Source organism: Shinella sp. WSC3-e, assembly GCF_945994535.1.
Lineage (GTDB): Bacteria > Pseudomonadota > Alphaproteobacteria > Rhizobiales > Rhizobiaceae > Shinella > Shinella yambaruensis.
In genome coordinates this window covers 2,602,582-2,623,789 of sequence record NZ_OZ000530.1, presented here as the reverse complement: position 1 = coordinate 2,623,789, position 21,208 = coordinate 2,602,582, and the positions used below count along the sequence as shown (strand labels likewise).

Below are 21,208 nucleotides of genomic sequence, written 5' to 3'. Positions count from 1 at the left end.
AACGGAAAGGACGGGACGATGGGGCAGAACAGAAGCGCGGCGGAGCCGCCCGGCCTTGCGGAGTTCGGGCCATGGCTGGCCCAGGCCGCGATCCTCATCGTCGACGACGAGCCCGGCATCTGCAACTTCCTGATCAAGACGCTGCGGCCGCGCTGCCGGCTGATCGATGTCGCCGCCAATACGGTGGAGGCGTCCCGCAAGCTCGACGAGCAGAATTTCGACGTCGTGATCATGGACAACATCATGCCCGGCCAGACCGGTCTCGAATGGCTGGCCGAGCAGCGCGCCATCGGCTTCTTCGCCGATGTCATCCTGATGACGGCCTATGCCGACCTCGACACGGCCATCGATGCGCTGCGGGCCGGCGTGGTGGATTTCATCCTGAAGCCTTTCCGCTCGAACCAGCTGCTCAACGCCATTGCCCGCTGCCTGGACCGCAAGCGGCTGCAGCGCGAGAACGACGTGCTGCGCCACGAACTGACCTCGCCGTCGCACCAGCTTCTCCTGCGCAACAAGCTTCTCGGCGGGTCCAAGGCCATCCAGCACATCCGGGAGACGATTGCCCGTATCGCGCCGCTGCCGACATCCGTTCTCCTGACCGGCCAGTCGGGCACCGGCAAGGAGGTGGCGGCGCGCTCGCTGCATATGCTGTCCGACCGGGCCGACAAGCTCTTCGTGCCGATCAACTGCGGCGCGATTCCGGCGGACATGATCGAGAGCGAACTGTTCGGCCACCTCAAGGGCGCCTTCACGGGCGCCAGCCGCAGCCGTGAAGGCCTGATGCTGCATGCGCATGGCGGCACGGTGTTTCTCGACGAGGTCGGGGAGCTGCCCCTGCCGCTGCAGACCAAGCTGCTGCGCGTCCTCGAAGACCGGCGCGTGCGGCCGGTCGGCTCGGAGCGGGAGGTTCCCTTCGATGCCCGCTTCATCTTCGCCACCAACGCCGATCTCGCCAAGCGCGTGGAGGCAGGCACCTTCCGGGCGGACCTCTATTTCCGCATCAATGTCATCCAGATCCATCTTCCGCCCCTGCGCGACCGGGGCGAGGACGTACTGGAACTGGCGGACATGTTCATGCGGGAACTCTCCCAGCAGCTCGGCATGCCGCCCGTTCGCATCGACGAAAAGGCGGAAGCCGCGATGCTCCGCTACGACTGGCCCGGCAATATTCGCGAGCTGCGCAACCTGATCGAGCGCAGCGTCATCCTCGGCGGCTTTCCCGCCAGCATCGGGCCTGTCGCGGCCGATGACGACCAGCCGCGCAGCGAGAACCTTGCCGACATGGAGCGGCGGCATATCCTTGCCGTGCTGCGGGAGGCGCGGGGCGACCGGGAGGAGGCGGCCCGGCGCCTCGGCATTTCGCGCAAGACCATCGATCGAAAATATGCAAGCTGGTATGGCTGAGGCGAGCGAAAAATCAGGCTTCTTCCGGCGGTCGGTGCGCTACCGCCTGCTGGCGATCGCGCTGGTTCCGATGCTGGTCGTCCTGCCGGTCCTGCTCGCCATCGGCATCGACCGGTGGAACGATCGTTTCGACGCGGTGACGATCGCGAAGGTGAACGACGACCTGACGATCGCACGCCAATATCTTTCCCGTATTCTGGAAAACACCGAAAACAGGCTGGTCGCCATCGGAGAATCCGAGCGCTTCCGCCAGCTGCTGCGCGCCGGGAACGAGTCGGACCGGGCGTTTCCGGTCTATCTCGAGGCGACCGCGCAGCGCGGCGGGTTCGATTTCTTGTATGTGGTTGCCGACGATGGCGAGATCCTTGCCGGCGACAAGGCGGCGACGCCCGCAACGCTGCGCTGGGACTGGCCCGTGGTGGTTTCGGCGCTTGCCGGCCGGTCGAGGACGGCGATCGACGTGTTCGCCGGTTCGGAGCTTTCGGCGCTCTCCCCGCAACTGGCGGAGAGGGCGCGCGTCGAGATCGTGCCCGTGGTGCGTGACGGCGCGCCGGGCGGCCTCGTCGAGACGCGCGGGCTCGTTCTCCAATCGGCCGCCACGCTGCTTTTGCCGGACGGGCGGCGCGCCGCGCTCGTCGGCGGCATCCTGCTCAACCGCAACCTCGGTTTCGTCGATGCGATCAACGATCTCATCTATCACGGTTCCACGCAGCCCGACGGCACGCAGGGCACCGCCACGCTCTTTCTCGACGATATACGCGTCAGCACGAATGTACGCCTGTTCGGTGATCGGCGCGCCATCGGCACCCGCGTTTCCGAAGAGGTGCGCAGCACGGTGCTGGACCAGGGCAAGACCTGGCTCGACAGTGCCTTCGTCGTCAACGACTGGTATGTGTCGGCCTATGAGCCGATCGTGGACAGCTACGGCCGCCGGGTGGGCATGCTCTACGCTGGCTTCGTCGAGGCGCCCTTCGCCAAGGTGAAACACGAGACATGGCTGACGATGGGCGTCGCTTTCCTGCCTGCCGTCCTCGCCACGGTGCCGCTCTTCCTCATCTGGGCCCGCACCATCTTCAGGCCGCTCGAACGCATGAAGGAGACCATCGCGCGGGTCGAGGACGGGGACCTTGCGGCGCGGACCGGGGCGGTCGAAAACCGCGACGAGATCGGTCTCGTGGCGAGCGAGCTGGACAGGCTCCTCGACGGCATCCAGACGCGTGACGCGGAGCTTCGCCTGTGGAACGACGAGCTCAGCCAACGGGCGGAGCAGCGGGCGCTCGAACTGCGCGATACCGCCGCGCGCCTGGAGACGACGACGCGCCAGCTCGTCATGTCGGAGAAGCTCGCCGCCATCGGCGAGATCACGGCCGGCGTCGCCCACGAGATCAACAACCCGATCGCCGTCATGCAGGGCAACCTCGAAATCATCCGTGACATGATGGGGCCGGGCGCCGAGGAGGCGAAGACGGAGTTTCGCCTGATCAACCAGCAGATGAACCGCATCACCGAGATCGTCACCAAGCTCTTGCAATTCGCCAAGCCGCAGGAATATGCCGGCTTCACCGAGGACTATGCCCCCGCCGATGTCATTTCCGACACTCTGCCGCTGGTGCAGCACCTCCTGAAGAAGACGATGATCACCGTCGAGCGCGAGGACCGCGCGCTGCGCCTGATCCGGATGAGCCGGACGGAGCTTCAGCAGGTTCTCGTCAACCTGATCGTCAATGCCATCCATGCCATGCCGCGGGGCGGGCGCCTTGGACTGCGCACCGTCGATGCCGCGCATGGCGGCGTGGACGGCGTCGAGATCGAGGTGAGCGATACCGGCGCGGGCATGACGCCGGACGTGATGGGCAGGATCTTCGATCCCTTCTTCACCACCAAATCCCGGGAAGGCACCGGCCTCGGCCTTTCGATCAGCCAGATGCTGATGTCGCAGCACGGCGGCAAGATCACGGTCCGCAGCCAGCCCGGCGAAGGCACGACCTTCAAGGTCTGGCTGCCGGCGACAGAGGATGATTTCTGACGGGAATGCCGGACAGAATGTCCGCGGGCTTTTCGACACTCTGTCTTGAGCGGCTGCCAATCTGCAGCGCAAGCCCTTGATTTCTCTCGTCATGAAGACTGGCATGCCCGTTGCAATTCCTTTCCCGAGGCAGGACGGCGGCAGGCCGGCCCCATGGGAGAGGTGATCGATGGACGTCGAGAAATTTACCGATCGCGCGCGCGGCTTCATTCAGTCGGCACAGTCGCTGGCCACGCGCGAGGGCAACCAGCAATTCACCAGCCTGCATCTGCTCAAGGTTCTTCTGGACGACGAGGAGGGGCTGGTCTCGGGCCTCGTCGAACGGGCCGGCGGCAGCGCGCGCGCCCTTCTTGCGGTGACGGAGACGGAGCTGGCGAAGCTGCCGAAGGTCACGGGCGGCTCGGGCCAGGTCTATCTGGCCTCGGAGGCCGCCCGGCTGCTGTCCGCGGCGGAAAAGCTGGCACAGAAGGCCGGCGACAGCTTCGTCACGGTCGAGCGCCTGTTCCAGGCCATGCTGGAGGACAGGCAGAGCGACGCAGGCAAGCTTCTGGAACGCAGCGGGCTCGACGCGGCGCTCCTCGCCGCCGCCATCGACAAGCTGCGCAAGGGCCGCACCGCCGACAATGCCTCGGCCGAAAACGCCTATGACGCGCTGAAGAAATATGCCCGTGACCTCACGCGCGCCGCCCGCGACGGCAAGCTCGACCCGGTGATCGGCCGCGACGAGGAAATCCGCCGCACCATCCAGGTCCTCTCCCGCCGCACGAAGAACAACCCGGTTCTGATCGGCGAGCCGGGCGTCGGCAAGACGGCCATCGTGGAAGGGCTGGCGCTGCGCATCGTCAACGGTGACGTGCCGGAAAGCCTCAAGGACAAGGCCCTGATGGCGCTCGACATGGGGGCCTTGATCGCCGGCGCGAAATATCGCGGCGAGTTCGAGGAGCGCCTGAAGGCCGTGCTGCAGGAGGTGACCTCCGCGGCCGGCGGCATCATCCTTTTCATCGACGAGATGCATACCCTGATCGGTGCCGGCAAGACGGACGGCGCGATGGACGCCTCCAACCTCCTGAAGCCGGCGCTGGCGCGTGGCGAGCTGCATTGCGTGGGGGCGACGACGCTCGACGAATATCGCAAGCATGTGGAGAAGGATCCGGCGCTCGCCCGCCGTTTCCAGCCGGTCTTCGTGCCCGAGCCAACGGTGGAGGACACGATCTCCATCCTGCGCGGCCTCAAGGAGAAATACGAGCTGCACCACGGCGTGCGCATCGCCGATTCCGCCCTCGTCGCCGCCGCCGCGCTCTCCAACCGCTACATCACCGACCGCTTCCTGCCGGACAAGGCCATCGACCTGATGGACGAGGCGGCGGCGCGGCTGAAGATGCAGGTCGATTCCAAGCCGGACGAGCTGGATTCCCTCGACCGCGAGATCATCCGCGCCAAGATCGAGCAGGAGGCCTTGAAGAAGGAGCACGACGCAGGTTCGAAAAGCCGGCTGAAGGCGCTGGACACGGAACTGGCGGACATGGAGCGCCGCTCGGCCGATCTCACCTCGAAATGGCAGGCGGAAAAGGGCAAGCTGTCCGACGCCCAGAGATTGAAGGGCGAGCTCGAGAACCTGCGCACGGAACTCGCCAACGCCCAGCGCAAGGGCGAATTCCAGCGGGCGGGGGAGCTTGCCTACAGCACGATCCCGGAGATCGAAAAGAAGCTCGCGGCCATCGAGGAGGGCGAACATTCCTCCGCCGGTGAAACGGTGACCGCCGACAATATCGCCGAGGTGGTCTCGCGCTGGACGGGCGTGCCGGTCGACCGGATGCTGGAGGGCGAGAGGGAAAAGCTGCTGCACATGGAAGAGACGCTGCGCAGGCGCGTCGTCGGGCAGGCGCAGGCGGTACGTGCCGTCTCCACCGCCGTGCGCCGGTCGCGCGCCGGCCTCCAGGATCCGAACCGGCCGATCGGATCCTTCATGTTCCTCGGCCCGACGGGCGTCGGCAAGACCGAGCTTGCCAAGGCGCTCGCGGCCTTCCTCTTCGACGACGACACCGCGATGCTGCGCATCGACATGTCGGAATTCATGGAGAAACACTCCGTCGCAAGGCTGATCGGCGCGCCACCCGGCTATGTCGGCTATGACGAAGGCGGCGTGCTGACGGAGGCCGTTCGCCGCCGTCCCTATCAGGTCATCCTCTTCGACGAGATCGAGAAGGCCCATCCCGACACGTTCAACATCCTGCTCCAGGTGCTGGATGACGGCCGGCTGACCGACGGGCAGGGCAGGACGGTCGATTTCCGCAACACGCTCATCATCATGACCTCCAACATCGGCGCGGAATTCCTCCTCAACCAGCCGGAGGGGGAAAAGACCAGCGCCGTGCGCGATGAGGTCATGACGATGGTCCGGGCGCATTTCCGGCCGGAGTTCCTGAACCGCATCGATGCCGTGATCCTCTTTCACCGTCTGCAGAAGAGCGACATGGGCAAGATCGTCGACATCCAGTTCGCGCGCCTCGCCCGCATGCTGGAAGAGCGCAAGATCGCGGTCACCCTCGATGACGCCGGCCGCGACTGGCTGGCGGAAAAGGGCTGGGATCCGGCCTACGGCGCCCGTCCCTTGAAACGGGCGATCCAACGCTATGTACAAGATCCGTTGGCGGAAATGATCCTCGCCGGCGAGGTGCGCGACGGAACGAGCGTTCGCGTTTCCGCCGCCGATGGCGATATCACCTTCAATGGCAGGAAGCCTGAATTCGTCGATGAAGACGAATTCGACATGGTCTGAACATCATCCGAAAGGGAGAAATGGCATGAGCGACAAGGTTCGGGAAAACATGGAAGTCATTGGCGCCGACGGCGTGCATGTGGGCACGGTCGACCGCGTGGAAGGCAACCGCATCAAGCTGAAGAAGAGCGACAGTTTCGGCCATCACGAAGGCCACCACCACTACATCGAGATGGGCTTCGTGGCCGGCGTCGAGGGCGACAAGGTGCGCCTGTCGGCCAATGCCAATATCGCCGTGACGCTGGAAGAGGAAAAATCCGGCCGTCCGGTCGACCTCTGACCAGCTCCGGGGCGGCTTTCCTCCGGCCGCCCCGTTTTCTCCAGCACAGGGCGCCCTCATGGAAAACTACGATCTCTACCTGAATCCTCAAAAGCCGGCGATCGGCCTTTATGTGCGCACCGGCGCCGGCCTGCCCGACATTGCCGATGCGAAGGACTGGATTTTCGATGGCACGGTGGAAAAAGACTCGCTACCTTCCGATGTGGTGAAGGCGGTCGAGGCAAACGGACACGCCTTCCGCGACATGGATTGAGCCGGCTTTCCAGCCGGCTTCGTCTCTTCCCGCCATTGCCGAACAGGTTGCCCATGAATGCAGTCCTCCCTTCCGTCGTCCCGCAGCCGGTCGCGGCGCGGCTGACGCGCGCAGCCATCTTTCTGGTCGTCACGCTCGGGTCCGGCCGGGAGGCCGAGACTGCGGTTCGAGCGCTCTGCGCCGATCTGTCCGGCCTTTTGCGGGCGGTTGGTTTCCGCGATCTGGAGGGCGGGCTCTCCTGCGTCTTCGGCATCGGCTCGGATGCCTGGGACCGGCTGTTCGGCGCGCCGCGCCCGAAGGAGCTGCATCCCTTCCGCGAAATCCGCGGCCAGCACCATGCGGTCGCCACGCCCGGCGATCTTCTGTTCCACATCCGCGCCGCGCGCATGGATCTCTGTTTCGAGCTGGCGAGCCAGATCATGAGCCGCCTGACCGGCTTCGTTTCGACGGAAGACGAGGTGCACGGCTTCAACTATTTTGACGACCGCGACCTGATCGGCTTCGTCGACGGCACGGAAAACCCGGTCGACGGCGCTGCCGTGGCGGCCACGATCATCGGCGACGAGGACCCGGATTTTGCCGGCGGCAGCTATGTGATCGTGCAGAAATACCTGCATGACCTCGCCGCCTGGAACCGTGTGCCCGTTTGCGAACAGGAGAGGATCATCGGCCGGGAAAAGCTTTCTGACATCGAACTCTCCGATGCCGCCAAGCCGAGTTACGCGCACAACGCGCTCACCACGATCGAGGAGAATGGCGAGCAGCTGGAGATCCTCCGCGACAACATGCCGTTCGGCAGCGTCGGCAAGGGCGAGTTCGGCACCTATTTCATCGGCTATGCGCGCTCGCCGCGGCGGATCGAGATGATGCTGGAGAACATGTTCATCGGCCGTCCGCCGGGCAATTACGACCGGCTGCTCGATTTCAGCCGCGCGGTCACCGGCACGCTGTTCTTCATTCCCTCCGCCTCCTTCCTCGACGCGGTCCTGCCCGATGGCGTTGCGGCGCCCGCGGCGGCTGCGCCGGCGGCGGCGGACCCGCCACCCTCGCGCCGCGGCGACGGATCGCTCGGCATCGGCTCTCTCCGGAAAGGGGCTTCTCATGAATAACCTGCACCGTGCACTTGCACCCGTCTCCGAGGCCGCCTGGGCGGAAATCGAGGAAGAGGCGGCGCGCACGCTCAAGCGCCACCTCGCCGCCCGCCGGGTGGTCGACATGGTCGGCCCCTCAGGCTCCGGCCTTTCGGCGGTCGGCACGGGCCATGTGATGCCGATCGCGCCGCCTGCCGAAGGCGTGCAGTCGGTGAAACGCGAGGTCAAGGCGCTGGTCGAGCTTCGCGTGCCCTTCCAGCTTTCGCGCAGCGCCATCGACGACGTGGAGCGCGGCGCGCTCGACAGCGACTGGTCGCCGGTCAAGGAGGCGATGCGCACGATCGCCTTTGCCGAGGACCGCGCCGTGTTCGACGGCTATGCCGCCGCCGGCATCAAGGGTATCCGCGCGGCCGCGAGCAATCCCGCCGTGCCGCTGCCGGCCGGCGTGAAGCGCTATTCCGATGCGGTGGCGCGGGCGGTCGGCCAGCTTCGCCTTGCCGGCGTGCAGGGGCCGTATGCGCTGGTGCTCGGCAGCGACGCCTATATCGCCGCGAGCGGCGGCAGCGACGATGGCTATCCGGTCTTCCACCATATCGAGCGGATCGTCGACGGCGGGATCGTCTGGGCGCCGGCCATCGAAGGCGGCCTCGTCCTGTCGCTGCGCGGCGGCGATTTCGAGCTGACCGTCGGGCAGGATTTCTCCATCGGCTATCTCGGCCATTCGGCCACGACCGTCGACCTCTATGTGCAGGAAAGCCTGATCTTCCGCACGCTGACGACCGAAGCGGCGGTGGCGCTGGTGCCGGAGTGAGGCGGAACGGCAGGAAAGGAGGACGGAGTGAGCAGGCGATTTGCAGTCGGTGACCATGTCACCTGGAATTCGGAGGCCGGCCGGGTGTCGGGCACCATCATCGCCGTCCATACCGAAGACTTCGACTACAAGGGCCACACCCACCGGGCATCGCCCGATGATCCGCAATATGAGATCAAGAGCGACAAGACCGACCACATCGCCGCACACAAGGGCGGCGCTCTCAGTCTCGTCGAGGGCGAATGGAGCACGTCATGACCCTCGTGACGACCCGTCAACTGACGCAGGACATCCAGGCGAAAGCCGGTCTGCTGACCGACCGCGCCGGCCTGGTGCCCCAATCGGCGGACCAGCCGATGGATGCCGGCGACCTCCTGGTCTATCTTTCCGGGACGTCCATGCCCATGGCGGCTTTTCTGAGGGCGCACGGTCTTTTCGCCGACGGGGAGGGGCTGCATTTCGATCCCGCGCAGTTCGCCGAGACCCGTGAGACCGCCGAGACGGTGATCCGCGAATACGAGGCCGGCAACCGGCAAGGCGCGTGGAAACGCTTCGACCTTTCCGAAGACGAGGACGCCGCCGGCAACGGCACCTATCTTCTCATCGTGCTCGCCGCGCTCGATCTTCTCTATGGGCATGCCCCTTGAGGGATGGGCCGGCCATCCCTCACGCCGGCCTGTCGGGGCCATCCCGCTGCCCGTCTCGTGCGATATCGGCGCTGCGGTGGGAGAAAAAGGCGCCGAACATGCCGGCCACGGTCGCGACCACGGTGATCGCATAGATATCGATCAGCAGGCACAGCACCTTTCCGGGCACGGTGACGGGGTTTGCCATGGCGGAGGAGAGCGTCGTCAACTGCGAGGTGGTGAAGAACAACGCATCCCAGAAGGTATGGATGTCCGTTTGCGAATGGTTTCTCTCCAGAAGGAAAAGAAGGCCGCTCGCGACGATGTCGACGAGGAAGGTCAGCGCGAGGGCGGCGCTCAGCCTGTCGCGCAGGTGGGAGTGCGGGATGCTGCTGGCGCGGACCAGCGCCCGGATATCGTCAACGATACGACGCAATGCGCGCATGGGTGGTCTCGCCTTTCCCAGGGGTTTTCGGGATGGTACGGGATCGGTGAAGGGAATGCGACGGGTGGAGGCGCAATATGGTGTTCATGGCCGTGCACATTCTCGTTGTCGCGGTTGCTGCCGCGCATATCCTCTTGCGTCCGCACCGGCAGCCGGAATCGCGCGCCGCCTGGCTCGTCCTCGTCCTGACGCTGCCCTATCTCGGCGCGCTGGCTTATCTTCTCGTCGGGCGGACGAATGTCGGGCGCAAGCGTGTGGAACGGCTGAAGGCGGCGTTCCTTGGCCTGCCGCGGCCACAGGATGCGCCGGGCTGGCATGCTGCGCCGCGGACGCCGGACAGGCACGAGGCGCTCTTCGCCGTCGGCCGGTCGATCAGCGGCTACCTGCCGGTAGGCGGCAACAGTGCCCGCCTGATGGAGGACTCGAACGCCGCCATCGATGCGATGGTCGCGGATATCGACGCGGCGAGCGACCATGTCCATCTCCTGTTCTACATCTGGCTTGCCGACCGCAACGGCACGAAGGTGGCGGAGGCGGTGCAGCGTGCCGCGCGGCGCGGGGTTGCCTGCCGGGTCCTCGTCGACGATCTGGGTTCGCGCGATCTCGTGCGGGGCCCGCTCTGGCGGGACATGGCGGCGGCGGGGGCGGATGTCCGCCGGGCGCTGGTGATCGGCAACCCGCTCCTGCGCGCGCTTACCGGCCGCATCGATCTGCGCAACCACCGCAAGATCGCGGTCATCGACAACCGCATCACCTATTGCGGGAGCCAGAACTGCGCCGATCCCGAGTTCCTGCCCAAGAGGAAATTCGCCCCCTGGGTCGATGTGCTGATGCGGTTCGAGGGTCCGGTGGTGCGGCAGAACCAGCATCTCTTCGCCAGTGACTGGATGGGCAACGGCGGTGGCGATATCAGTGATCTCCTGCGCCGGCCGATGGAAGCGGTGAAGCCCGGTTTCACCGCGCAGGTGATCGCCACCGGCCCCACCTTCCGCAACTCGGCCATGCCGGAAATGTTCGAGACCCTCATCTATGCGGCGAAGCGCTCGCTGTTTATCACGACGCCCTACTATGTGCCGGACGCGGCGATGCAGGCGGCGCTCTGCGCCTGCGCCAACCGGGGTGTCGACACCACCCTCGTTTTCCCCGCGCGCAACGACGACTTCGCCGTGGCGGCGGCAAGCCGCAGCTATTATTCCGACCTTCTCCATGCGGGGGTGAAGATCTTCGAATACGAAGCCGGGCTGCTTCACGCCAAGACGCTGACCATGGACGGGGAAATCACGCTGATCGGTTCGGCCAACATGGACCGGCGCAGCTTCGACCTCAACTACGAGAACAACGTCCTCGTCGAGGACGCGGACCTGACGGCGACGCTGCGTGCCCGGCAGGAGACCTATCTCACGCAATGCCTGCGGATCCTGCCGGAGGAGGTCGGCTCCTGGGGCATCGGGCGGCGCCTGTGGAACAATGCCCTCGCGATCGTCGGGCCGCTACTGTAGCCGTGATCCCCCGCCATGAATAACGTTCCTTCTCCCCCTGCCGTCGGCTTGCGCGGGCGGCTCCATCCTGGGCGAGCATGACGTCGAGGCGATGCGGCTTCGGCTGTAAATGTTCTGGCCGCGATCACGCCTATTGATTATCGGGCAAAACCTGCATAATTTGCTTAGCATGTTAAATATGCTGGTGTGGCGCGGCCGCTTTCAGCATGAAATCAGGCATTCGTCTGCTCGAGGAGGAGCAGGCGGGGAGGCCGGATCCAAGGAGGAGAGAATGGAATTCACCAGGCGAACGTTCATGGCGACCGCGGGGATTGCGCTTGCCGCCCCGGCTGTCCTGAAGTCCACCATCGCACGCGCTCAGGAGGCCGTCACGCTCAGGCTGCACCACTTCCTGCCGCCGGCCGCCAATGTCCACCAGCACCTGCTGATGCCCTGGGCCAAGACGCTGGCCGACGAGAGCGACGGCAAGCTCACGGTCGAGATCTTCCCGGCCATGCAGCTCGGCGGAAAGCCGCCGCAGCTCTATGACCAGGCGGTCAACGGCGTCGTCGACATCGTCTGGACCCTGCCGGGCAACACGCCCGGCCGGTTCCCCTCGACAGAGGTCTTCGAACTGCCGTTCGTCGCCGCGCAGAAGGCGTCGGTCAACGCGCCGGCCTGCGAGGAATATTCCCAGGCCCATGTCGTTCCGGGGGTGACGGATACCAAGATCCTCTGCTTCTGGGCCCATGACCACGGCCTGATCCACAGCAACACGGAAATCAGGACGAAGGAAGACCTTGCCGGACTGAAGCTGCGCAACCCGACCCGCCTGGCCGGCGAAGCGCTTGGCGCGCTCGGCGCAACACCGGTCGGTATGCCGATCCCGCAGATTCCGGACGCGCTGGCGCAGCGCGCCATCGACGGCTGCGTCGTGCCGTGGGAGGTTGTGCCCTCGCTCAAGATCGACGAGTTGACCTCGTATCATCTGGAAATACCGGGCACGCCGACGCTCTATACCGCGACCTTCTTCCTGGCGATGAACAGGGCGCGGTACGAGGGCCTTGCCCCCGAACTGCGCGAGATCCTGGACCGCAACAGCGGCCTTGCCTTCGCAAACGCCGCCGGTGAAATGTGGGACAGGGTTGGCGCCGAGGTTCGCGCCAAGGTCGAGGCCGGCGGCAAGAACAAGGTCACCACGATCAGCGAGGAGGAAAAGGCGCGCTGGCTCGAAGCCACGGCGCCGGTTCGCGACACGTGGGTCGCCGACATGAAGGCGAAGGGGCTCGACGGCGAGGCGCTTCTCAAGGCTGCGCAGGACGCGATCCAGAAATACGCCAAGGCCTGACCAGGACCGCCGGGACGGTGCCCTGGCCGTTCCGGCGCATCTCTCCACGATCGCTATGGAGCCTTTCATGGAAAAGGTCGAACAACCGCGCCCGGATCATCGAGCGGGCTGGGTCGAGCGCCTGGCCGGCATGCTGGCCGTGGCCGGCGGCATTCTCATCTGCTTTGCGGCCGTGCTGGTGACGGTCAGCGTCGCCGGACGCCGGCTGTTCAACAAGCCGATCCCGGGAGACTACGAGCTGGTCGAGATCAGCGTCGGAACCGCCGTTTTCGCCTTTCTGGCCTATACGGCTGCCAAGAGCGGCCACATCGCCGTCGATACCTTCACGCTCAAATTGCGATCGCGCTTGAATGCCGTTGTCGATGGGCTCTGGAACCTCCTGCTGGCGGGTTTCCTCGGCTTCTTCTCCTGGGGGCTCCTGGCCGGAGGGTTGAGCGCACGCGCCTATGGCGAAACGCTGATCCAGATCGCCTGGCCGGTCTGGCCCGTCTATGTCACCTGCTCCCTTCTCGCCGCGCTCGCCTGCCTGATCACGCTCGCGGTCGCCTTTCGCAAGCTTGGAGGCGGCAGATGAGCGGATTCTCCATCGCGCTGCTCGGGTTCGGCGCCATGCTGCTGCTGATCGCGGCGCGCATGCCCATCGCCCTGGCCATGCTGGTGGTCGGCGCTGCCGGCTATGCATGGCTGTCGAGCCCCCACGCCCTGATCTACTATCTGCAGACCAACGCCTACAGCCAGTTCGCCAGCTATACGCTGTCGGTCATTCCGCTGTTCGTGCTGATGGGGGCGCTGGCGGAGCGCTCCGGTATCGCGGCAACGCTCCTGCGCGCGGCGGAACACAGCCTTGGCCGCCTGAGGGGCGGCATGCCGATGGCTGTGATTGCCGCCTGCGCCGGCTTCGGCGCCATCTGCGGTTCGTCGGTCGCCACCACCGCCACGTTCGGAAGGGCGGCATTGCCGGAACTGCGCCGGGCGAACGTGAATCCGGGCTTCGGCACGGGCACCATCGCGGCCGGCGGCACGCTGGGCATCCTCATTCCGCCATCGGTCATCCTCGTCATCTATGCCATTACCGCCGAGCAGAACATCGCCAAGCTTTTCCAGGCGGCCCTGATCCCCGGGCTCATCGCGGTGGCGTTCTACATCGTCGCGATCGCCGTTGCCGTTCGGCGCAATCCCGAGCTGGCGCCGCCGATCGAATTCGCGCCGCCGGCAGCCACTCCGCGCCCCGCATGGACCCGCCCCGCGGGCGCCGTGCTGGTTCTCCTTGCTGCGGGCGCCTGGCTTGCGGGATATCTCGGCGCGGTCGGCGGGGTGCTGCTGGCGATCCTCGGCCTGCTCATGGTCCTTGCCGATTTCGCCGTCGTTCCGGCGGCGGCCATCGCGGTGGTCGTCGTCGGCGGCATCTACGGCCAGGTGTTCACGCCGACCGAGGGAGCGGCCGTCGGAGCCGCCATCATGCTGGCGGTCGGCATTGCGCAGAGGCGCCTCGACCTGGAGGACATCCGGCACAGCTTCCTCCAGACGGCGGAAACGACCGGCATGATCTTCCTCATCCTGCTTGGGGCGGAGGTCTTCGGCGCATTCCTGGCGCTGACCCAGATGCCGATGACGCTCGCTTCGATGATCGGCGAATCGTCCCTGCCGCCCTATGCCGTCATCTGCGGCATGATGCTGGCCTATATCGTCCTCGGCGCGGTGATGGACGAACTGGCCATGATCCTGCTGACCCTGCCGGTCTTCATGCCGGTCGTGCTCTCGCTCGACTTCGGCATGCCGACCGAGGACGTTGCAATCTGGTTCGGCATACTGGTGCTCGTCGTCGTCGGTATCGGCCTCACCGCGCCGCCGATTGGCCTCAACGTCTTCATCATCAACAAAATCGCCCGGGACGTTCCGATCGTGAGCACCTATCGCGGGGTATTCCCCTTCGTCATCGCGGACTCCGTCCGTCTTGTCGTTCTCCTCGCCTTTCCGGCGATCTCACTGTGGCTGGTGCATCTGCTGAACTGACGCGAGGGCGGCCCGCCGCCTTGCCGCCGGCGCCGGTGTATTGTGGCGCCGCTGCCGGCGCCATGACTTCACTCGGCGGCGATTGGCACGGTTGCCGCGCGCAGCGGGGCAAACCGCATCCCCAGCTTGCCGATCAACTCCCGATCCTGCCAGGCCGCCGGATTTTCCGTTGTCAGCAACACGTCGCCGACGAAGATGGAGTTCGCCCCCGCGACGAAACACAACGCCTGGAGTTCCTGGCTCATGCCTGTCCGGCCGGCCGACAGGCGAACTACGCTGCGCGGCATCAGGATCCGTGCCAGGGCGACCGCCCGGACGAGGGCGAACGGGTCCACGGGTTTTGCCCGTTTCTCAACCGGCGTGTTGCGGATCTCGTTCCAGAGATTGATGGGGACGCTGTCGGGATGGACGGGCAAGGTCGCCAGCGTCACGAGCATGGAGATGCGGTCGGCGGCCTCTTCCCCCATGCCGAGGATGCCGCCACAACAAACCTTGATCCCGCCCTTGCGCACGCGATCGACGGTTTCCAGGCGATCTTCCATCGTCCGGGTGGTGGCGATCTCGCCGTAATATTCGGGCGAGGTATCGATATTGTGGTTGTAGAAATCGAGCCCCGCTGCTCTGAGGCGCTCCACCTGTTCGGGCGAAAGCATTCCGAGGGTCATGCAGGTTTGCAGCCCCATCTCCCGGACCCCCTTGATCATGGCGCAGAGCTTGTCCATGTCGCGGTCCTTCGGGCTTCGCCAGGCCGCGCCCATGCAGAATCTCTGTGCCCCGGAAGCCTTGGCCCGCCGGGCCGATCGCAGCACCTTGTCCAGTTCCATCAGCTTGGTCGCCTTGACGCCCGTATCGTTGTGGATGCTTTGTGAACAGTATCCGCAATCTTCCGGGCAGCCTCCCGTCTTGATCGACAACAGGCTTGCGGTCTCGATGGCCGTTGGATCGAAATTGCGTCGGTGCATGTCCTGCGCACGATACATGATCTCGGGGAAGGGCAGGTCGTGGATGGCCTGCGCCTCTTCAATGGTCCAATCGGTGCGGATCATCGCGCAGCCCCGCTGCGCAGGCTGCGCCAGCCGCAGATCATGGCTGTGCCGAGACCGACCTTCAGCAGATCCGCCAGAAGGAAGGGGGCAAGGCCCGTCGCGACGAGGGATTTTGAGGGCACGAACCCGGCAAGCCAGGAAAGCCCGGCCGCGTAGACAAGGCAGAGGCCGGCAAGCATGGCCAGGGCGATGCGGAGAGCGCCGCCATCCCGGGCGAGCCGGCCGGTGAGCCAGCTTGCCGCCAGGTATCCGAGAAGGTAGCCGCCGGTCGGCCCCAGCAGATAGGCCGCTCCAACGCCCCTTGCGGGAGACCCGGAGAACACGGGGAAGCCGGCGAGCCCCGCACCGAGATAGGCCGCCATTGCCGCCAGGCCGAGGCGCGGCCCAAGGATGACCGACAGCGACAGCACCGCGAGCGTGTGCAGCGTCATGGGAACGGGCCAGAACGGAATCTGCACCTTGGCGCTGGCTGCAATCAGGGCTGCCGCCCCGATCACAAGCCCGCAAGCGCGCAGAAGATCGATGGGGACGATATTGGCCGGCGAGGATCGGTGCATGATGTCATTCCTGCTGTTACGGATAATCTATAACAACGAGAAAATTCCACCGGTCGCAATGCAGATTATAGATAATCAGCCAAGAAGCTTTTCAGCGACCTGGGTTTCCACGCTCGGCCGCGCGCCGGCGCCACGCCCCATCCAACCCACATGGCGCGCCAGCACATCGCAGGCGGCGTTCACCTGCCCGCCGCGCAGGGCCGCGAGGATCGCGCGGTGGTCGTAGTCGGTGCGGGCCTCCCAGTCCGAGCGCCAGGCCGCAAACAGGAAACGGGCGCTGGCGAGATGAAGATCGTCGATCGCGGCCATCAATCGCGGCATGCCGCAGGGAGCAAGGATCATGCGGTGGAATGCGCGGTTGGCCTCTTCCCACTGCCGCACATTCTGCGCGTTTTCGGCCCTCACGGTTGCATTTTCCGCCTCCAGCAGCAGTTCCCGGGTCAGTTTCGGGGCGGCATTCTTCAAGGCGAGCGCTTCCAGCGACGCGCGCATCTGCGCGACCTCGCGCAGCTCCGCCACGTCGAAGGAGGTGACGCGGACGCCCTTGTGGGGCTCGCTTGAAGCCAGCCCCCTGGCCTCAAGGCGCCGGAAGGCTTCACGCACCGGCACATGGCTTGCCCCGAATTCTTCGGCAACATGGTCCTGGCGCAGGCGCGATCCGGGTTGTATCCGGCCCGAGATTATCCGCTCGGCAAGCGTTGCCTCGATTGTTATCGCGAGTGTCTTGTCGGTCTTGCTCATGGATTATAGATAATCTGACAATCCATCGGTCGGCAAGGACGCTTCGGTCGCGGTCGGCGGGTGCCGCCTTGCCTTGCCCTCGCTACGCAACTCCATGCTGACCGCGGCAGTGCCGGGTGAGTTCTCATTGCAAATCAACACGATTGCCGTTCGGTGCGTAAGGCGTGCCGGTTTGGCTGTGTTTTGTTGATTTTCTGCATATTGACAATTTCCACAAAACCAACATAAATCCACATAACTGGAGACGAAGGTCGTGGATTTCTCGGTTCTTGCACTCAGATCGGCAATTGCTTCAGGCAGCCTCACCTCCGAGGCGCTCGTGCAGGAAAGCCTGGAGCGCATCCGGCGATTGAACCCGGTCGTCAACGCCTTCAGCCAGGTCTACGAAAGGGAGGCCCTGGAGGAGGCGCGCGCCTGCGACCGGGAGAGGGCGCAAGGGCGCCTGCGCGGCCCGCTGCACGGCATCCCCATGGGGGTGAAGGACCTCTTCTTCGTGGCGGACCGGCTCTGTCAGCGTGGCTCGGCGGCCTACAGGAATTTCGCTCCCAAGGCGACGGCACCGATTGTCCAGCGGATGATCGATGCCGGATCAATCATGATCGGCAAGACGACGACGACGGAGATGGGCTGGTCCGGATCCGGCTGCTCGGAGTTCTACGGGCCGACCCGCAATCCCTGGAACCTGGATTTGACGAGTGGCGGCTCGAGTTCCGGTTCCGGTGCGGCGCTCGCCGCGCGGATGGTTCCCTTCACGCTGGGGTCCGACGGCGGCGGTTCCGTGCGCATCCCGGCAGCCTTTTGTGGAATTTTCGCCATGAAGGGTTCGCTGGGACGCGTACCGGCCTGGCCGTGGAGCGCAACGGAAATGCTCTCCCATGCCGGTCCGATGAGCCTTTCGGCGAAGGATAGCGCCCTCCTGTTCAACATCCTCAAGGGGCCGGATCCGCGCGACCATCAGGCGCTGCCCGATGACGGCGTCGACTACACCGCACCGCGATCCCTCGGGTCGTTGCGCATCGGTTTCGTCCCGAGCCTGTTCGGCTTTTCCGTCGCGCCCGAAGTCGAGCGGGTGGTGCGGGACGCCGTTGCGACCCTCTCCACGGCGCTCGGCATCGACATCCGCCCGGTCGTGCTCGACTGGCAGGACCCGATCGGGATTTTCGAAACGCTTTGGGTCGCCGGCCGTGGCGTCGCCTATGGCGCGCAGGCGGACCTCTCGGCTTTCGGGAGCGGTTTTCGCGGTCTCGTCGAGGCTTCGGCGCGCTACGATCTCGCCGATTATCTTGCGGCCGCAAAGGCGCGCGCCGAATTCGCCGGCAGCGTCCACGCGCTTTTCGAGGATATCGACCTCCTGCTCATGCCAACCGTGCCGGTCGAGCCCTTCGCCGCCGACCGCGAGGCGCCGGAAGGGTTCACGTCGCCGTCCGAGGTACTGGCCTGGACGGGTTGGACGCCTTTTACCTATCCCTTCAACCTGTCGGGCAACCCGGCGGCCTCGCTGCCCTGCGGGCTGACGGCGAATGGCCTGCCGGTCGGCCTTCAGGTCGTTGGCCGGCGGCATGCCGATGCGCTTGTGATGGCCTTCTGCCAGCAGGCCGAAGACCATCTTTTCCAAAATAAAATACCTCCGCTTGTCGTTGCTGGCGGCAAAGCGGGGTGGGGAACACCCAGCAATCCAACTGCGGAGATATCGTCATGCAATTCAACAGGAGAGCATTCCTAAAGAGTTCCGCGCTCGCTGGCGTCGCCGTCGGCCTTCCGGTCCTCAACACCGCCTTTTTCGTCGATCCGGCGCATGCCGCCGAGGGCAAGGTCCTCAATTTCATGTCGGCGGAGAACCTGACCGGCAATTGGGACCCGTCCTCGCACACCACGCTCGCCCAGATCAATCTGGAGAGCTTCGTCTTCGGTTATCTCACCCGCGCGCCGATGCGGCCGGACAATCCGGACGAACTGGTGATGGAACTGGCGACCGACATGAAGCTCGTCGACGAGCATACGCTGGAGTTCACGCTGCGCGAGGGCGTGACCTTCCATGACGGCAAGCCCTTCACCGCCGAAGACGTGAAGGCGACCTTCGAATATGCCAGCCAGCCCGACCGGCCGGCGGCGTGGTATCCCGGCCCCTGCGAGGTCGAGGTGGTGAGCGATCATGTCGCCCGCATCAAGACCGACAAGGCCGGCTACCCGGCGAGCCTCTTCTGGTTCCTGTCGGCCTTCCTGCCGATCATGTCCGCAAAGGATGTCGCCGATCCGAAGACGCTGTCCTCGCGTCCGAATGGCACCGGCGCCTTCAAGTTCGCCCGCCAGGACGGCAACACGACGGTGCTGGAGGCCTTTGACGGCTTCTATCTCGGCAAACCGGCCATTCCCGGCATCAATTTCAGCTTCGTCGGCGATGCGACCACCCGCACGCTGGCGCTGCTCAACGGGGAGGCGGACCTCATCGAGCGTCTTGAGGCCGAGCAGGTCCAGACCATCGAGGAGACCGGCGGCTACACGCTGAACAAGGCTGTGTCCGTCGAGAACAAATATCTCTGGTTCCGCTGCTCCAAGCCGCCCTTCGACGATCCGCGCGTGCGCAAGGCGGCCGCCCATGCCATCGACCGCGCCGTGCTGCTCGACATTCTCGGCGTCTCCGGCCACGCGTCCAAGGCGTGGATATCGCCGGTGAAGTTCGGCTATGTCGATACGCCGAACTATCCGGAATACGATCCGGAGGAAAGCCAGCGGCTTCTGGCCGAAGCCGGCTTCCCAAAGGGCGAGGGCCTGCCCGAACTCGAATACATCACCTCGGTCGGCTTCTATCCGAAGACCAAGGAATATGGCGAGGTCATCACGGCGATGCTCCAGGAACAGGGTTTCCCCGTGAAGCTCAATGTCATGGAGGTCGCGGCCTGGAACGAGCGGCTCTATGACCGGCCGGGCGGCGGGCCGGGTCACATGATCGACTGCGGCTGGTCGACGGGCTCGCCGGAACCGGACCTCGTGCTGCGCACGCATTTCCATTCGAGCTCGAAGCGCATCTGCGGCATCGAGGACAAGGATTTGGATGCGGTTCTCGACAAGGAGCGCAACACGCTCGATCCGGCGGAGCGCAAGGCGGTGATCCAGAACGAGGTGATGCCGATGCTGGCGGACAAGGTGCCGGCGCTATCGCTGTTCACCTCGGTCTTCATCCACGCCATGCGCGACGGGCTGGACGGCATGTACTTCTACCCGAACGGCATGATGGACGCGAACAAGGCGACCCTGGCCTGATGGCAAGCGGCGGCCGCCGTCGAGGGCGGCCGCTTCCATACCGATCAGCGCAAGGGAAACCGCATGTTCGTCCTGTCGTTCCTGTTGAGACGGCTCCTGCAGGGGGCGCTCATTATCCTGCTCGTGACCTTCATCATCTTCACGCTGCTGCGTGTGGTGCCGGGCGATCCGGCACGCCTCATCGTCGGCGGCATGGCGCCCGACGAGGTGGTGGTGATGAAAGCGAAGGAACTCGGCCTCGACCGACCCATTCCCGTGCAGTTCGTCTCCTATCTCGGCGATCTCATGACCGGCGATCTCGGCACCTCCTTCGTGCGCCCGAAAAGCGGCGCCAGCCTTGGCGGCTCGTCTTTCGACGATGCGACGCGCGAGGAGCGCGCCAAGGTGCTGGATCTCATCCTCGCGACCCTGCCGATGACGCTCCAGCTTGCGGCCGTGGCGCTGGCACTCGCCTTGCTCGTGGCCGTGCCGCTCGGCACATTGGGCGGGCTCTATCCGGGGCGATGGCCGGACAAGCTGGCGCTGGCGATCGGCTCCATCTGCGTGTCGACGCCGAATTTCTGGCTCGGCATCGTGCTGACGCTGTTCCTGTCGGTGAAGCTGAAACTGCTTCCGGCCATCGGCTATCGCGGCTTCAGCTACACCATCCTGCCGGCGATCGTGCTCGCGGTGGAGATCGTGCCGTTCATCCTGCGCACGCTCACCGTCTCGGTGGCGCAGGTGATGCGCGAGGATTTCATCCAGCTCGCGCCGATCCGCGGCCTTTCGCGCAGCCGCACGATCTTCTCCCATGCGCTGGGCAATTCGGCGATCCCGCTCATCAACCTGCTCGGCGTGCAGCTTGGCATGCTGCTCGGCGGGGTCCTCGTCATCGAGTTCATCTTCGATTATCCCGGCCTTGGCCTCCTGACGATCAATGCCGTGCTGCAACGCGATTTCCCGCTCATCCAGGGCATCGCGATCTTCATTTCCGTGATGTTCGTGATGATCAACGTTCTCGTCGATCTCATCGCGATGACCATCGATCCGAGACTGGAGTACTGACGTGG

20 protein-coding genes are annotated in these 21,208 nt (G+C 65.2%); 16 read left to right on the top strand and 4 right to left on the bottom strand.

Features of this window, described 5'->3' with window-relative positions; genetic code table 11:
• The first annotated feature begins 18 nt into the window (after positions 1 to 18).
• From AABF56_RS12955 to AABF56_RS12915, 9 genes are all read left to right on the top strand, one after another.
• The gene (locus AABF56_RS12955; protein ID WP_272806225.1) at positions 19 to 1,404 is read left to right on the top strand and encodes a sigma-54-dependent transcriptional regulator; all 1,386 of its coding nucleotides are present in this window, start codon (positions 19 to 21) and stop codon (positions 1,402 to 1,404) included.
• Complete coding sequence (locus tag AABF56_RS12950) at positions 1,397 to 3,430, top strand: sensor histidine kinase (RefSeq protein ID WP_272806224.1); 2,034 nt, start codon at positions 1,397 to 1,399, stop codon at positions 3,428 to 3,430. The genes AABF56_RS12955 and AABF56_RS12950 overlap by 8 nt, the downstream gene beginning before the upstream one ends.
• Before the next feature lie 169 nt (positions 3,431 to 3,599).
• Positions 3,600 to 6,209: an ATP-dependent chaperone ClpB gene (gene clpB / locus AABF56_RS12945; protein ID WP_272806223.1), complete on the top strand. Its 2,610-nt coding sequence runs from the start codon at positions 3,600 to 3,602 to the stop codon at positions 6,207 to 6,209.
• Positions 6,210 to 6,234: 25 nt separating this feature from the next.
• Positions 6,235 to 6,489 (top strand): DUF2171 domain-containing protein, encoded by a 255-nt coding sequence (locus AABF56_RS12940; protein ID WP_245082102.1) that lies wholly within the window; start codon positions 6,235 to 6,237, stop codon positions 6,487 to 6,489.
• 58 nt (positions 6,490 to 6,547) lie between these two features.
• The gene (locus AABF56_RS12935; protein WP_272806222.1) at positions 6,548 to 6,742 is read left to right on the top strand and encodes a hypothetical protein; all 195 of its coding nucleotides are present in this window, start codon (positions 6,548 to 6,550) and stop codon (positions 6,740 to 6,742) included.
• A 53-nt stretch (positions 6,743 to 6,795) separates the two neighbouring features.
• Positions 6,796 to 7,851: a Dyp-type peroxidase gene (locus AABF56_RS12930; protein WP_272806221.1), complete on the top strand. Its 1,056-nt coding sequence runs from the start codon at positions 6,796 to 6,798 to the stop codon at positions 7,849 to 7,851.
• Positions 7,844 to 8,644 (top strand): family 1 encapsulin nanocompartment shell protein, encoded by an 801-nt coding sequence (locus tag AABF56_RS12925; protein ID WP_272806220.1) that lies wholly within the window; start codon positions 7,844 to 7,846, stop codon positions 8,642 to 8,644. Before AABF56_RS12930 ends, AABF56_RS12925 begins: the two co-directional genes overlap by 8 nt.
• Before the next feature lie 27 nt (positions 8,645 to 8,671).
• A complete protein-coding gene (locus tag AABF56_RS12920; protein ID WP_272806219.1) occupies positions 8,672 to 8,902 on the top strand; it encodes a DUF2945 domain-containing protein in 231 nt (76 codons plus the stop codon).
• Positions 8,899 to 9,291 carry a hypothetical protein gene (locus AABF56_RS12915; RefSeq protein WP_272806218.1) on the top strand — a complete coding sequence of 131 codons (393 nt, stop codon included), beginning with the start codon at positions 8,899 to 8,901 and terminating at the stop codon, positions 9,289 to 9,291. The genes AABF56_RS12920 and AABF56_RS12915 overlap by 4 nt, the downstream gene beginning before the upstream one ends.
• Before the next feature lie 19 nt (positions 9,292 to 9,310).
• Here AABF56_RS12915 and AABF56_RS12910 read toward each other — a convergent pair whose 3' ends face one another.
• Positions 9,311 to 9,715 (bottom strand): hypothetical protein, encoded by a 405-nt coding sequence (locus AABF56_RS12910; RefSeq protein ID WP_245082087.1) that lies wholly within the window; start codon positions 9,713 to 9,715, stop codon positions 9,311 to 9,313.
• A gap of 77 nt (positions 9,716 to 9,792) precedes the next feature.
• Here AABF56_RS12910 and cls point away from each other — a divergent pair, with 77 nt between their 5' ends.
• The 4 genes from cls to AABF56_RS12890 all read left to right on the top strand — a co-directional run bounded on the left by cls (position 9,793) and on the right by AABF56_RS12890 (position 14,554).
• Complete coding sequence (cls, locus tag AABF56_RS12905) at positions 9,793 to 11,214, top strand: cardiolipin synthase (protein ID WP_272806217.1); 1,422 nt, start codon at positions 9,793 to 9,795, stop codon at positions 11,212 to 11,214.
• A 271-nt stretch (positions 11,215 to 11,485) separates the two neighbouring features.
• On the top strand, positions 11,486 to 12,541 hold the full coding sequence (locus AABF56_RS12900) for a TRAP transporter substrate-binding protein (RefSeq protein ID WP_272806216.1): 1,056 nt from the start codon (positions 11,486 to 11,488) through the stop codon (positions 12,539 to 12,541).
• Between the two features lie 67 nt (positions 12,542 to 12,608).
• Entirely contained in the window at positions 12,609 to 13,115 is a 507-nt protein-coding gene (locus AABF56_RS12895; RefSeq protein WP_272806215.1) for a TRAP transporter small permease, read from the top strand.
• Positions 13,112 to 14,554 (top strand): TRAP transporter large permease, encoded by a 1,443-nt coding sequence (locus AABF56_RS12890; protein ID WP_272806214.1) that lies wholly within the window; start codon positions 13,112 to 13,114, stop codon positions 14,552 to 14,554. The genes AABF56_RS12895 and AABF56_RS12890 overlap by 4 nt, the downstream gene beginning before the upstream one ends.
• A 68-nt stretch (positions 14,555 to 14,622) precedes the next feature.
• Here AABF56_RS12890 and bioB read toward each other — a convergent pair whose 3' ends face one another.
• From bioB to AABF56_RS12875, 3 genes are all read right to left on the bottom strand, one after another.
• Positions 14,623 to 15,600, bottom strand: a complete 978-nt coding sequence (bioB, locus tag AABF56_RS12885) for a biotin synthase BioB (protein WP_272806213.1) — start codon at positions 15,598 to 15,600, stop codon at positions 14,623 to 14,625.
• Entirely contained in the window at positions 15,597 to 16,157 is a 561-nt protein-coding gene (locus AABF56_RS12880; protein WP_272806212.1) for a biotin transporter BioY, read from the bottom strand. The genes bioB and AABF56_RS12880 overlap by 4 nt, the downstream gene beginning before the upstream one ends.
• 75 nt (positions 16,158 to 16,232) lie before the next feature.
• Entirely contained in the window at positions 16,233 to 16,898 is a 666-nt protein-coding gene (locus AABF56_RS12875; protein WP_272806211.1) for a GntR family transcriptional regulator, read from the bottom strand.
• A 253-nt stretch (positions 16,899 to 17,151) separates the two neighbouring features.
• Between AABF56_RS12875 and AABF56_RS12870 the strand changes: the two genes are divergently transcribed.
• From AABF56_RS12870 to AABF56_RS12860, 3 genes are all read left to right on the top strand, one after another.
• On the top strand, positions 17,152 to 18,621 hold the full coding sequence (locus AABF56_RS12870; RefSeq protein ID WP_272806210.1) for an amidase: 1,470 nt from the start codon (positions 17,152 to 17,154) through the stop codon (positions 18,619 to 18,621).
• A complete protein-coding gene (locus AABF56_RS12865; RefSeq protein WP_272806209.1) occupies positions 18,594 to 20,159 on the top strand; it encodes an ABC transporter substrate-binding protein in 1,566 nt (521 codons plus the stop codon). Before AABF56_RS12870 ends, AABF56_RS12865 begins: the two co-directional genes overlap by 28 nt.
• A gap of 63 nt (positions 20,160 to 20,222) precedes the next feature.
• Complete coding sequence (locus tag AABF56_RS12860; RefSeq protein ID WP_272806208.1) at positions 20,223 to 21,203, top strand: ABC transporter permease; 981 nt, start codon at positions 20,223 to 20,225, stop codon at positions 21,201 to 21,203.
• Positions 21,204 to 21,208: the final 5 nt, after the last annotated feature.